16 protein-coding genes are annotated in these 13,295 nt (G+C 45.9%); 4 read left to right on the top strand and 12 right to left on the bottom strand.

Going from position 1 to position 13,295, the window contains the following annotated elements; all coding sequences use genetic code 11:
• Window positions 1–24 precede the first annotated feature (24 nt).
• Both AC3D28_RS08860 and mutY read right to left on the bottom strand, forming a co-directional pair.
• The gene (locus AC3D28_RS08860; RefSeq protein WP_098414754.1) at window positions 25–297 is read right to left on the bottom strand and encodes an oxidative damage protection protein; all 273 of its coding nucleotides are present in this window, start codon (window positions 295–297) and stop codon (window positions 25–27) included.
• 19 nt (window positions 298–316) lie between these two features.
• Entirely contained in the window at window positions 317–1,393 is a 1,077-nt protein-coding gene (gene mutY / locus AC3D28_RS08855; protein ID WP_488534564.1) for an A/G-specific adenine glycosylase, read from the bottom strand.
• Between the two features lie 203 nt (window positions 1,394–1,596).
• On the opposite strand from mutY, the gene trmB reads away from it, so the two are divergent.
• Both trmB and glsB read left to right on the top strand, forming a co-directional pair.
• Window positions 1,597–2,316 (top strand): tRNA (guanosine(46)-N7)-methyltransferase TrmB, encoded by a 720-nt coding sequence (gene trmB / locus AC3D28_RS08850; protein ID WP_098414756.1) that lies wholly within the window; start codon window positions 1,597–1,599, stop codon window positions 2,314–2,316.
• A gap of 529 nt (window positions 2,317–2,845) precedes the next feature.
• Window positions 2,846–3,766 (top strand): glutaminase B, encoded by a 921-nt coding sequence (glsB, locus tag AC3D28_RS08845; RefSeq protein WP_098414757.1) that lies wholly within the window; start codon window positions 2,846–2,848, stop codon window positions 3,764–3,766.
• A gap of 75 nt (window positions 3,767–3,841) precedes the next feature.
• Here glsB and hemW read toward each other — a convergent pair whose 3' ends face one another.
• From hemW to AC3D28_RS08810, 7 genes are all read right to left on the bottom strand, one after another.
• The gene (hemW, locus tag AC3D28_RS08840) at window positions 3,842–5,017 is read right to left on the bottom strand and encodes a radical SAM family heme chaperone HemW (protein WP_488534563.1); all 1,176 of its coding nucleotides are present in this window, start codon (window positions 5,015–5,017) and stop codon (window positions 3,842–3,844) included.
• Window positions 5,018–5,035: 18 nt separating this feature from the next.
• Window positions 5,036–5,638, bottom strand: a complete 603-nt coding sequence (locus AC3D28_RS08835) for an XTP/dITP diphosphatase (protein WP_488534562.1) — start codon at window positions 5,636–5,638, stop codon at window positions 5,036–5,038.
• A gap of 113 nt (window positions 5,639–5,751) precedes the next feature.
• Window positions 5,752–6,183 carry a DUF4426 domain-containing protein gene (locus tag AC3D28_RS08830; protein WP_488534561.1) on the bottom strand — a complete coding sequence of 144 codons (432 nt, stop codon included), beginning with the start codon at window positions 6,181–6,183 and terminating at the stop codon, window positions 5,752–5,754.
• A 135-nt stretch (window positions 6,184–6,318) separates the two neighbouring features.
• Window positions 6,319–6,609 carry a DUF167 family protein YggU gene (yggU, locus tag AC3D28_RS08825; protein ID WP_488534560.1) on the bottom strand — a complete coding sequence of 97 codons (291 nt, stop codon included), beginning with the start codon at window positions 6,607–6,609 and terminating at the stop codon, window positions 6,319–6,321.
• Complete coding sequence (locus tag AC3D28_RS08820) at window positions 6,609–7,166, bottom strand: YggT family protein (protein ID WP_488534559.1); 558 nt, start codon at window positions 7,164–7,166, stop codon at window positions 6,609–6,611. The genes yggU and AC3D28_RS08820 overlap by 1 nt, the downstream gene beginning before the upstream one ends.
• A 52-nt stretch (window positions 7,167–7,218) precedes the next feature.
• Window positions 7,219–8,037, bottom strand: a complete 819-nt coding sequence (gene proC / locus AC3D28_RS08815; protein WP_488534558.1) for a pyrroline-5-carboxylate reductase — start codon at window positions 8,035–8,037, stop codon at window positions 7,219–7,221.
• 132 nt (window positions 8,038–8,169) lie between these two features.
• A complete protein-coding gene (locus AC3D28_RS08810; RefSeq protein ID WP_098414764.1) occupies window positions 8,170–8,877 on the bottom strand; it encodes a YggS family pyridoxal phosphate-dependent enzyme in 708 nt (235 codons plus the stop codon).
• A gap of 28 nt (window positions 8,878–8,905) precedes the next feature.
• On the opposite strand from AC3D28_RS08810, the gene AC3D28_RS08805 reads away from it, so the two are divergent.
• Window positions 8,906–9,946 carry a type IV pilus twitching motility protein PilT gene (locus AC3D28_RS08805; protein ID WP_098414765.1) on the top strand — a complete coding sequence of 347 codons (1,041 nt, stop codon included), beginning with the start codon at window positions 8,906–8,908 and terminating at the stop codon, window positions 9,944–9,946.
• A gap of 21 nt (window positions 9,947–9,967) precedes the next feature.
• Complete coding sequence (locus tag AC3D28_RS08800; protein ID WP_488534557.1) at window positions 9,968–11,074, top strand: PilT/PilU family type 4a pilus ATPase; 1,107 nt, start codon at window positions 9,968–9,970, stop codon at window positions 11,072–11,074.
• A 113-nt stretch (window positions 11,075–11,187) separates the two neighbouring features.
• Here AC3D28_RS08800 and ruvX read toward each other — a convergent pair whose 3' ends face one another.
• From ruvX to gshB, 3 genes are all read right to left on the bottom strand, one after another.
• Window positions 11,188–11,613, bottom strand: a complete 426-nt coding sequence (ruvX, locus tag AC3D28_RS08795; RefSeq protein ID WP_488534556.1) for a Holliday junction resolvase RuvX — start codon at window positions 11,611–11,613, stop codon at window positions 11,188–11,190.
• 37 nt (window positions 11,614–11,650) lie between these two features.
• Window positions 11,651–12,214: a YqgE/AlgH family protein gene (locus tag AC3D28_RS08790; protein ID WP_098415869.1), complete on the bottom strand. Its 564-nt coding sequence runs from the start codon at window positions 12,212–12,214 to the stop codon at window positions 11,651–11,653.
• 127 nt (window positions 12,215–12,341) lie between these two features.
• Window positions 12,342–13,292 (bottom strand): glutathione synthase, encoded by a 951-nt coding sequence (gshB, locus tag AC3D28_RS08785; RefSeq protein WP_488534555.1) that lies wholly within the window; start codon window positions 13,290–13,292, stop codon window positions 12,342–12,344.
• Window positions 13,293–13,295 lie beyond the last annotated feature (3 nt).

Raw genomic sequence — 13,295 nt, 5'->3', positions numbered from 1 at the left:
TGTCATTGCTTTAACTCAAGCTATTTATTCGCTTGGTGGTGTGTAACCTTCGATATGAACGTCTTTTCCTTCAAATAGGAAGTTCACCATTTCTGTTTCGATCAGTTTTCGGTGTTCAGGATCCATCATGTTGAGTTTCTTTTCATTGATCAACATGGTTTGTTTGTGTTGCCACTGAGCCCACGCCTCTTTCGAAATATTGTCGAAAATGCGTTTACCTAGTTCACCAGGGTAAAGTTGAAAGTCTAGCCCTTCGGCTTCTTTCTTTAGTCGAGCACAAAACACAGTGCGGCTCATAATGACTCCTTGTATTCAATTAACGAAGTTCGTAAGGCAGCGTTTCCAGCAATTGCTTGACTGGCGCTGCTAAACCGATTTCTTCAGGTTTAGATAAGTTATACCAAAGACCTTTATTACCTTCCATTATCATGCTGGGCTGGTTTGATAAATCAATCAAAATCGGCGTGATATCGAGGTGATAATGGCTAAATGTATGACGAAATGTAATCAGTGTTTGTTGTTTTTTGATGTCGCTGGTTTGGATGTCTCTTTGTTCCAATAGCAGCTCAATATCACTTTCGACATCCGCATGTTCGGTTTGTGGGAAGCAAAATAACCCACCCCAAATGCCAGTTTGTGGTCTTTGTTCTAGCCACACTTCGTGACCATGTTCATTACGGTGATGAAGCATCACGAAACGCGTTTGCTTCACAGGTTTGTCTTTTTTCGGCTTTTTACCCGGGTAGTCGAGCACATTGTCTTGTTTTTTGGCCACGCATAGGTCAGCAACGGGACACAGGCTACATTTGGGTTTGCTGCGAGTGCAGACCAACGCCCCCATATCCATCATTGCTTGGTTATACTTATCAACGTCCGCTTGGGGGGTGTGCGTTTCCGCTATTTTCCATAGCTGATTTTCAACCTTTTTCTGCCCTGGCCATCCTTCAACGGCAAAGCAGCGAGAAAGGGTGCGCTTTACATTGCCATCGAGAATCGCATGTGGCTGTTTATGCACAGACGATAAAATGGCAGCAGCGGTAGAGCGCCCGATCCCTGGTAAGTCGTTCATCTGCTCTATATCAAGAGGAAACTCACCATTGTATTTTAAGGCGACCTGTTTCGCGGCTTTATGAAGGTTACGAGCACGGGCGTAATAACCTAAGCCTGTCCAAAGGTGCAGGACTTCATCTTGTTCTGCACAGGCAAGATCGACCACGGTTGGAAAACGTTCCAAGAAACGCTGATAATATGGAATAACCGTAGTGACTTGAGTTTGCTGAAGCATGATTTCAGACAGCCAGACACTGTAAGCGGTCTTGTTTTGTTGCCATGGAAGCTCTTTTCTCCCATATGCGTCATACCATTTTAAAATGGCATTGGCGAAAGGTGTCACGACTTGCTCTGTATTCTATTATTGGTTAGGTGCAAAATTGCACCACATAATGGGCAAGAAGTACAACGGATAAAGTGTGGGGATATAAAGGAATGTGTTGTCGCTGTTGCGCTGGCATCGCCCCAGAGTTCAACAAATACTTGCACCTAAGTAAATTCTTTGGATAATCCCCGCTTTGATTAATCAATGTGCAGGCAAAGTCAATGAGTGAAGTAACCACTAACGAATACAACGAAGACGGCAAGCTGATCCGTAAAATCCGCAGTTTCGTTCGTCGCGAAGGCCGCCTAACTAAAGGTCAAGAAAGCGCGATGAATGAGTGCTGGCCGACCATGGGTATCGATTACAAAGCGGAATTTCTTAATTGGAACGAGGTGTTTGGGAATGACAACCCTGTCGTACTTGAAATTGGCTTTGGTATGGGGGCTTCCTTGGTTGAAATGGCAAAGAACGCACCAGAGAAGAACTTTATCGGTATTGAAGTTCATAGCCCAGGTGTTGGTGCATGTCTTTCGGACGCACGTGAAGCTGGTGTGACGAATCTACGCGTCATGTGTCATGATGCCGTGGAGGTGTTTGAACACATGGTACCCAATAACAGTCTAGCAACCGTACAGCTATTTTTTCCTGACCCATGGCATAAGAAACGTCACCATAAGCGTCGTATCGTTCAGTTAGATTTTGCTGAAATGGTCCGTGAAAAGTTGATACTGAATGAAGGTGTTTTCCACATGGCGACCGACTGGGAAAACTACGCAGAGCACATGATTGAAGTCATGAACCAAGCGCCTGGTTTTGAAAACATTGCGAAAGATGGTGATTTCGTTCCTCGTCCTGACGAGCGTCCATTAACCAAATTTGAAGCTCGTGGTCACCGTCTTGGGCATGGTGTGTGGGATATCAAATATAAGCGTATTGCGTAAGTAGAGAAGCTCATAGGATGTACCATGACATGACATGACATGACATGTGATATTAGCCAATCTGGGACATAACCGAATTGACTTGATAACACAATGATTATCGTCTACTCGGAGTGAAAAGCGATTTTTGCTTAACAGGACGTGAGTGTGATGGTGTTTGGTTGGTCTTATGGCGTGTAACACGGTAGCAAAAAATAGCTAACTCAATCGTAGTTCGTTAGAGCTTTTACAAGAAGCACTGCCTGCATGGAAAGTGGTTTGAAGAAGTAAAGCTCAATTGTGTGTCTTTCAACGCGTTCAGACTGAGATAGAAGACGTTGCCGTAAGGTTTGAAGCGCAAGGGCGGTGTTTTCCTACGTTTCAGACATCGTTTATCTTCACTGGGTTGTTCAATCTATCAAGCGCAATATTATTATGCTAGTGACACCATCATTGACTGCAATCTAATCAATCCTATGGAAAGCCAACGAGATGTTGGCTTTTTTTACCTCTGAGTTTAAAGCGCTCGCTTGTAAAAAGAAGGCAGAGAATGAAACCTACAGCGGAAATTTTGGTCGATATTTTGGCGGAAGTACGCCCTTTAATCGGCCAAGGCAAAGTGGCCGATTACATTCCGGCTCTGGCAAAAGTACCCAATAACAAGTTAGGTATTGCGGTATACACCAATGAAGGCGAGGTGATTAAGGCGGGGGATGCCGATGAATCTTTCTCTATTCAGTCTATTTCAAAAGCATTAAGTCTAACGCTTGCGATGTGCTTGTATAAGCAGGAAGAAATTTGGGCGCGTGTGGGTAAAGAGCCATCAGGGCAGGCGTTTAACTCGTTAATTCAGTTGGAAATGGAGCAGGGGATTCCTCGCAACCCGTTCATTAATGCGGGGGCGATAGTGGTGGCGGATCTATTACAAAGTCGTCTTTCTGCGCCTCGTCAGCGTTTGCTGGAGTTTGTACGCCAACTCTCCGGTGACACACACATAGTGTATGACAAGGTGGTTGCTGCGTCAGAAATGATGCATGGTGACCGTAATGCTGCGATTGCTTACCTAATGCGATCATTTGGTAACTTTGAGAATGACGTCATTCCTGTACTGCAAAACTACTTCCACGCTTGTGCGCTGAAAATGAGTTGTGTCGACTTGGCCAAAACGTTCAGTTACTTGGCGAACAAAGGCACCTCGGTACAAACCAGCAAACCTGTGGTTTCTGCGACTCAGGCAAAGCAACTTAATGCACTATTGGCAACCTGTGGTCTGTATGATGGGGCCGGAGAGTTTGCTTATCGCGTTGGTATGCCTGGTAAGTCTGGTGTGGGGGGCGGTATTATCACCGTGGTTCCAGGTGAGATGACGATTGCTGTATGGTCGCCAGAGTTAGACGCTTCGGGTAATTCGCTGGCTGGAACGAAAGCGTTAGAGCTGCTTTCGGAACGTATCGGACGCTCGATTTTTTAGAGGGCGAGTTTGATTGTCGCCGAAAGAATGCCTCTCTTGCTTGAGAGGCATTCTTTTATGTATTTGTTGGTAGTGTTATTCGTCTTCTTCGACCATAAAGGCTTCGAGTAAATCATTGAGGAAGAGTTTACCTTTCTCAGTAATTTGCCAATGCGTGTCGGTTTCACTTAAATAGTCCATTTCTAACGCCCAATCAATGTTTCCTTGAATGGTGCTCAAAGGCAAGCCCGTGGTATTGACGTAATCTTGTTTTGGGCATGCTTCCATTAAGCGGAAGCGGTTCATAAAGAACTCGAACGGACGGTCTTCATCTGCCACCACGTGCTCCGTATGTAAATACGGCTTTACCATGTTTTGATACGCCGCTAAATACCCCCTCGGATGTTTCACTTTCGTTGTGCGGATGATGCGTCCGTCAACAAAACTAAGCTTGCCGTGCGAGCCACAACCGATCCCCAGGTAATCCCCAAAACGCCAGTAATTAAGGTTATGCTGACATTGATACCCCGGTTTGCTATAGCCAGAAATCTCATATTGCACATAACCAGCCGCCGTCAGTTTTTGGTGCCCAAGCTCAAATATATCCCACAAATCATCGTCGTCTGGTAGCGTCGGTGGTTTGTAGTAGAACATGGTATTTGGCTCTATCGTCAGTTGGTACCATGAAAGGTGCGGCGGTGCTAACTCAATCGCTTTGTCCAAATCAACCAGAGCTTGTTCAGTACTTTGATCGGGTAGACCATGCATTAAATCTAGGTTGAAACTGTTCAAACCAATTTGATGAGCCAACTTAGCGGCATTTATGGCTTCGTCTTGGCCATGGATTCGTCCTAGGCGCTCCAGTTTCTGCTGCTCAAAACTTTGCACGCCGATAGAAATTCTCGTGACGCCCGCTTTACGATAACCGACAAAACGTTCTGCTTCGATCGTGCCTGGATTGGCTTCCATGGTAATTTCGATTTCAGGCTTAAACGGAATACGTGCTTCGATGCCTTTTAGCAGACGCTCAATACCTTGGGCTGAAATTAAACTCGGCGTACCACCACCAATAAAAATCGAGTGCAGCGGACGCGGAGTATCATTTAAACAGTACTTTGCAATATCACTGTCTAAATCTTCAAGCAAAGCACTAATGTATTCTGCTTCCGGAATGTCTGTTTTTAGCGCGTGTGAATTAAAGTCACAGTAGGGGCACTTTTGCACACACCACGGGATATGTACATACAAGCTCAGTGCTGGGGGCGTTAACATGTTTAGACTCGTTTTATATTACTGAGCGGCTTGCTCAGATAGTTGTGCGAAGAGCGACTTAAGTGCTTTACCACGGTGTGATAGCTGCTTTTTGCGCGCGGGATCCAGTTCTGCTGATGCACAGTTTTCTTCTGGTACAAAGAAAATTGGGTCGTAACCAAAGCCATTATCACCCTGTGCTTCAGGCAAAATACGACCTTCCCATTTACCATGACAGACGATAGGCGTTGGGTCATCGGCATGACGCATCAATACCAGCACGCAATGAAAACGCGCCGTTCGCTCAAGCTCTGGAACTCCTTCCATCGCCTTTAATAGCTTTTCTAGATTCTCGTGATCTGATGCATCCTCACCCGCGTAACGGGCCGAATAAATACCCGGCGCGCCTTTTAGGAAGTCGACTTCCAGACCAGAATCATCCGCGATGGCTGGAAGACCGGTTTCTTGCGCAGCGTGACGTGCTTTGATGATGGCGTTTTCAATAAACGTAGTACCGGTTTCTGCTGCTTCAGATATGTTGAATGCACTTTGCGCTAATACTTCAAAACCGAAGTCAGACAGTAAGCCTGCCATTTCACGTACTTTGCCTTGGTTGCCTGTTGCTAGCACAATTTTTTTCATGGGGGATCTCTTTCCATTGTGATAGAGGGGAACAGACCGTTCTCCTCTGGATTTTTACTTATTAGGTTTTTGGTCTGCTGGTGTCCGAAAGCATTTGGTACATCACAATCCAATCACTCTTCGACATAAAATTTCTGAGTGAATGTAAGTTTACCAGAGCCTTTGTCTCCCGATTTTACATCAATATCGAAGGTGAACGTTTCTTCATGAGTAATGGGCAGCTCTGCGAGGTAGTAAATCGCGTCGCCTTCTTTCACTTCACGGAAGGTAAGCTTTTGTGTTTGGCCTATTAAGTTTTTCGCTTGACCGCCGATCTTCGCCTCTAATGCTGGTTTGCCCAGTGAGGCTCTGTCTAATACGCTAATGTTTACCACCGCGACGTAGTTGTTACGTTTAATGTCATAGCTGCGCGCCACTTTAGGCGTTAAAAATGTTGAATTGAACGCGACGTAGTGAACTTCGATGTCTTTCATATTTTTAAACTGATCGGCGAAGCTTGGTAATGACAGCAGACTGATCAGTAATGCGGTAATCCATTTGTTCATTGTTACTTCCTCAAAGCGATAGTTTTATCTCAACTGTGATTGGTATAAATCATTGGCCGTTTTTTTTCGGTGAGAAAGTTCAACGGTTACGATTGTTAGTATTAAGTGTGGTACAAAATTGTAAATAAAAAGCCATCATAAGATGGCTTTAATGTCAGTCGGTATCTGGGAGGGGGATTCTATCCGAATTTGCTTGTGCCGTCCCAGTTCCCCCTTTTCGATGTGAACCGAGCTTTTAGCCGTTTTGAATTGTTTTGCTAAGAACTTGGTTAAGTGCGCATTGGCTTTGCCATCGGTCGGGGGCGCGGTAATGGCGATTTTGAGCTCTTCACCGTGCAAGCCGACGATTTGATCACGGCTTGCTTTTGGTTGAATATAGAGCTTTAAGACAATGTCCTCGCCATCTTGCCACGCCGCGGTTGACATTACAGTTGATACCAAATCGGACCAATAAGGTCACCCATCAAGAAGTTAGCGAACTGCAGGCCAATAAATAGAACCAGAACACTAAGGTCAAGACCACCAAGCGCAGGAATGACACGGCGAATTGGTGCACACATTGGCTCTGTTAATTGATGGAAGACATACTCAATCGGGCTACGGCCTTGGCTAACCCAGCTTAAAATAGCGCGAATCAGTAGTACCCAGAATAAGAGGCCACCAGCTGCTTTGACGAGTGACAATAACCCTAAGAGTAAGAACTCAGCACTGAAAGAAACAGAACCACTTGAGGCGATAAGGATAAGCGCGACAAATTTCAGTACGCAGAGCAAGTAAGCAAATAAGACCGTCGCTAGATCGATGTTCCCCACGGAAGGGATGAAACGACGCAGCGGGCCAACTATAGGTTGTGTCGCTTTGACAATGAATTGCGAAAACGGGTTGTAAAAATCTGCACGTGCAGCTTGCAACCAAATACGCAAAATGACGACCATGATATACAGGTCAAATAGGGTTGAGATGAGAAAACTCATTGAATTCATAAGGTACCCTTACAAGTAGTGGATGATGTTTAAATGGGGTTCATCCAAGTAATTAAAATTGTTTTTCCATTTCTTCCGCTCGAGTTACTGCGGCTTGCATGGCTTTCGCGACAGTATCGGAAAGTTGATGTTGGTTGAACGTACGCAGTGCTTCTGCCGTTGTTCCACCTTTCGACGTCACATTCTCACGCAGTGTAGAAAGCTCGATCTCTGGGTTGTTTACGACCATACTTGCTGCGCCTAACGCCGCTTGCTGCACCAATAGACGAGCGGTGTCCTTGTCAAATCCTTGTGCAATCGCTTCAGTTTGCATCGCTTCCATAAACAAGAAGAAGTATGCCGGAGCACTACCTGCTGCTGCAATCACATTATTGATACCAGACTCGTGTTCGACCCAGCAAACTTTACCAACCGCTTGCATGAGTTCTGCTGCAAACGCTTTATCTTGCTCGGTCACATGCTGTGGCGCAAATAAGCCACTCATGCCTAGCCCAAGTTGTGATGGTGTGTTTGGCATCACGCGAACCAAGTTTAACGTAGTTGCTAACATGTCATCGAGACGTGAACTGTTGATGCCCGCGGCGATAGAAATCACCAGTTTGTTAGTAAAATCGATGGATTGTAACGGTTTACACACCTCTGCCATCATTTGTGGTTTCACCGACAATACCACTACATCCGCCTCGGTCGCAGCGTGGATATTATCGCTGGTGGTACGGATGCCAAAATCTTGTTCAAGCGGCAAACGACGAGCCTCTGAAGGCGCGGTAGCGGTAATGTTTTTCGCTGGGTATCCGTTAGCAACCAAGCCAGAAACAATGGCTCTCACCATGTTACCAGCACCGATGAAGGCGATTTTTTTATGTTCCATTTGTCTGATTTCCATCATGATATATTACAATTCATTGTGCGCTCAGGTGTATAATGGCGCCGCTTTATCCTTACTGCTCCTATTTAGGCGGTAAGATGATCGAGTGATTTGCTCTTGGGTATTTATGACGAGTCATTTTTTGCTGTAGTCACGTGCGCCAAAAATAGCAGTGCCGATACGAACCATCGTACTGCCTGCATCGATGGCAGCCGTCATGTCACCACTCATTCCCATTGATAATGTATCGATTTCTGGGAATTGTGCTTCGAGTGTGTGTTTCAAGGTTGCCAACTTACGAAACTCCTGACGTTGTGAGTCGTAGTCCGACAGGTTGGCAGGGATCGACATCAACCCTCTTAACGTGAGGTTGGGCAGGCGAGAAATCAACTCCGCCAACTCGAATACTTCTGCTTCGGTGATACCTGACTTCGATGCTTCACCGCTGGTATTGACTTGAATCAGTACTTGCAGTGGGTTTAGCTTGCTCGGGCGTTGGTCATTCAAACGTTGAGCGATTTTAGGTCGATCAATGGTGTGAACCCAATCGAAATGTTCAGCAACAAGTCGTGATTTATTGGATTGAATTGGGCCAATGAAGTGCCATTCGATGTGATTATCTGGATAATGCTCGGCAAAGTGCTGAACTTTACTGACGCCTTCTTGGACGTAGTTTTCCCCAAAAGCGGTTTGACCAGCTTGGTAGGCTTCGAGAATTGCCTCGACCGGTTTAGTTTTGCTGACCGCTAGAAGTTGCACTGATTCTGGAGAACGACCACATTTTTGTTCGTCGTGACGGATTTGAGAGGTGATCTGTTCAATATTTTGTTGAATACTACTCATCGCTGTACTTTAGACTTAAGGATTTTAAATGGATATCACTGAGTTACTGGATTTTAGTGTAAAACATAATGCCTCGGATCTACATCTTTCTGCAGGTGTACCACCAATGGTTCGTGTTGATGGTGATGTGAGAAAACTGGGCATTCCCGCGTTTACACACCAAGAAGTGCATCGTCTGGTTTTTGAAATCATGAACGATGCCCAGCGCAGTGAGTTCGAAGAAAAACTCGAAGTCGACTTCTCTTTTGAGTTGCCTAATGTTGGCCGTTTTCGTGTCAACGCGTTTAACCAATCTCGTGGTTGCGCTGCGGTATTTCGTACCATCCCAAGCCGCATTCCCACACTTGATGAGCTTGAAGCGCCAGAAATTTTTCGCAAAATTGCCAGCGCAGAAAAAGGCTTAGTCCTTGTTACAGGCCCAACAGGTTCAGGTAAATCGACCACTTTGGCTGCTATTGTTGACTACATTAACCGCAATCACAATAAACATATTCTCACAATTGAAGATCCAATCGAATTTGTGCATGGCAATAACAAGTGTTTGATCAACCAACGTGAAGTACACCGTGACACGTATAGCTTCCAAAACGCGCTGCGAAGTGCACTACGTGAAGACCCAGACGTAATTTTGGTCGGTGAGCTACGTGATAAAGAAACCATCAGTTTGGCGTTAACTGCAGCAGAAACAGGGCATCTGGTATTTGGTACGTTGCATACCAGTTCAGCGGCGAAAACCATCGACCGTATCATCGACGTCTTCCCTGGAAGCGACAAAGATATGGTGCGTTCGATGCTTTCTGAATCTTTGCGTTCGGTTATCGCCCAGAAGCTACTCAAACGTAATGGCGGTGGCCGTATCGCCTGTCATGAAATCATGATGGCAACACCGGCAATTCGTAACTTGATTCGTGAAGATAAGGTCGCGCAGATGTATTCCATCATCCAAACTGGTGCGGCGCACGGCATGCAAACCATGGAACAAAACGCGCGTCAGTTGATGGCACAAGGCATGGTGGAGCGCGAAGAAGTCGACAACAAAATCGGATTAGACGTGCAGCAATTCTCGTAATATGTATGGTGAGCATCAAAGATGGATCTAAATAAATTTCTGGAAGGCATGCTGGCGTTGAAAGCGTCGGATCTTTATATCACAGTTGGGGCTCCAATCTTATTCCGCGTGGATGGTGAGTTGCGTCCGCAAGGTGACAAGCTCACCGAAAATGATGTGGCGAAATTACTCGACAGCGCAATGGAGCCCGAGCGACGTCAAGAATTTCGTAAAAGTCACGAGTCTAACTTTGCCATCGTGAGAGATTGTGGCCGTTTCCGAGTGAGTGCTTTTTTCCAGCGCGAATTGCCGGGCGCGGTCATTCGTCGTATTGAAACGAATATTCCGACTTTTGAACAATTAAAGTTACCACTGGTTCTGCAAGATCTCGCAATCGCAAAGCGAGGATTAGTGCTGGTGGTGGGGGCGACTGGTTCTGGTAAATCGACCACGATGGCGGCGATGACGGGTTATCGGAATAGCAACAAGACGGGGCACATTTTGACGGTCGAAGACCCAATCGAATTCGTGCATGAGCATAAGCGCTGTATCGTGACTCAGCGAGAAGTCGGGCTAGATACGCAAAGCTATGAAGTCGCGCTTAAAAACTCGCTGCGTCAGGCACCAGACATGATTTTAATTGGAGAGATCCGCAGTCGTGAGACGATGGAATACGCCATGACGTTTGCCGAAACTGGCCACTTATGTATGGCAACGCTGCACGCGAACAACGCGAACCAAGCGTTAGAGCGTATCCTTCATTTGGTACCGAAAGATCAAAAAGAGCAATTATTGTTTGATCTTTCCATGAACTTAAAAGGTGTGGTTGGCCAACAATTGATCCGAGATAAGAATGGAAAAGGTCGTCATGGAGTCTTTGAGATCCTGTTAAACAGTCCGCGAGTTTCTGATTTGATCCGCCGAGGAGAGTTGCATGAGCTGAAATCAACCATGGTGCGTTCAAACGAATTTGGTATGTTGACGTTTGATCAGTCGCTCTACAAGTTAGTAATGCAAGGTAAGATCAGTGAAGATGATGCGTTGCACAGTGCGGATTCTGCCAATGATCTGCGTTTGATGCTAAAAACCCAGCGCGGTGAGTCGTTTTCAACGGGCAGTCTGGCTAACGTTAAGATTGATATGGAGTAGAGATACTATTTGCCGCTTATAACGGGATTAAAGCGTAGGATTGGTATTTTTGTTGGGTAGTGAAAAGGTTGGTCAATGCCAACCTTTTTTATTTTTATTCGGTTTGGTGTGATTTATTCGCACCAGAGGTTTTCAAACCAACTTTCAAGAATAACGACGGCAGATTGACAGTCAATATTACCTTTGGATAACGCTTTGTACCCACCCATACCAAACAAGTCTGCACGAGCTTCGGTTGTTGATAAACGTTCATCATGAAGTTCTACCGCTAAACCATAGCGGCCTTGTAAGCGCTTCGCGAACTTTCTTGCACGAGGCGTAATCGTTTCAAGATCTTTACCATTCAGATCCGTTGGTAAGCCGACCACCAGTAAGTCGGGCTGCCACTCTTTAATTTGTTTCTCGATGTCGTCCCAGTTAGGAATACCATCGTTGGCCTTAAAGGCTTTCAGTGGAGACGCGGTGCCAGTAATTTCTTGGCCAATTGCGCTGCCAATGCTTTTGGTTCCGAAATCAAAAGCCATAATTGTGCGTGACATAAGGTGTCTCTATTTAAGGTAACTGTACGAATGTTGGTTAAGCGTGCCCAGAATCAGCCGAAAGGTGACTAGAGTCGATCCCCAGCTTTTCGACCGCTTTTTTCCAACGCTCATTGATAGGAGTATCGAAGATAATTTCTGGTGTCGCTTCAATGGTGAGCCAAGAGTTTTCGACTAACTCACTCTCTAATTGACCAGCGCTCCAGCCAGAATAACCAAGCGCGACTAAGTAGTCACTCGGTTCCGCTTCGGTTCCTAAAACCGAGAGAATATCGCGTGAAGTGGTCACCGCGAGCTCATCCGTCATTTGGATACTGGAGTCGTAGTCATCTTTTGGCTTGTGGAGAATGAAGCCGCGGTCTTCCGAGATAGGGCCACCATTATAGACAGGCCTATCAAGGCTTGTTTCAAATAGACGTGGATGAACGAGCTGCATTTCCACCTGCTGGAGCATTTTACCAACCGTGATATCGACGGGCGCATTGATCATCAGTCCCATAGCGCCTTCTTCGTTGTGTTCACAAACGTAGATCACGCTGTTGTGGAAGTACGGATCTTTCATTCCAGGCATGGCAACTAAAAAATGATTTGTGAGGTTCATACTCATACTGCCCCTTAACACTCGTACATGCACTTAAGCAAAAGGGACAATTCACCTTATCGTTTAAATGCATTAGGTTGCTTATCTTTAAGTTCTACGCTCTTTATTAACTGTAATGCAGTTTGAATTATTCGCCTTTCACTCGGCGCTCAATCGCGTCCATGAGCTTCCCGGTGATTGAGATATCAAAGGCCGATTCAATCTCACGAATACAGGTTGGGCTGGTCACGTTGATTTCAGTGAGTTTGTCACCAATGACGTCAAGACCAACAAAGATGAGGCCTTTTTCTTTTAGTATGGGTGCTACGGTTTGGGCAATTTTGATATCAGTTTCGCTCAAAGGTCGAGCTTCACCTGTGCCACCTGCCGCAAGATTACCACGTGTTTCACCTTTCGCAGGAATACGCGCTAAACAGTAAGGCATTGGCTCACCATCGACCACAAGGATACGTTTGTCACCGTTGCTGATGTCCGGTACGAACGTTTGCGCCATGGCGTAGTTTTGGCCGTGGTTTGTTAGTGTCTCGATGATCACCGATACGTTTGGATCGTTCTCTTTAACGCGGAAGATAGAAGCGCCGCCCATACCATCAAGTGGTTTTAGGATCACATCACCGTGCTTTTCACGGAACTCTTTCACCTTTTCCGCTTTACGTGTCACGATCGTCGTTGGCGTAAGCTCAGGGAACCAAGCGGTGAACAGCTTTTCGTTACAGTCACGCAGACTTTGCGGTTTATTGACGATCAACGTGCCTTGCGTTTCTGCACGTTCAAGAATGTACGTTGCGTAGATGTACTCGGTATCGAACGGAGGGTCTTTACGCATGAGAATAGCATCGAGCTCGGACAATTGGATTGTTTGCTCTGACTTGAATTGGTACCAGCCCTGTGGATCTTCTTTTAGTTCAACCACTTTGGTATCCGCTATCGCGACACCTTGATCGAGGTGCAGATCGTTCATTTCCATGTAGTGGATTTCGTAGCCACGTCGTTGCGCTTCAAGCATCATGGCAAAGCTAGAATCTTTCTTGATGTTAATGGACGAGATTGGGTCCATTACAATACCGAGTTTGATCATTAT

Source organism: Vibrio sp. TAP-3B, from assembly GCF_057784735.1.
This window is presented reverse-complemented; position numbering and strand designations above follow the sequence as displayed.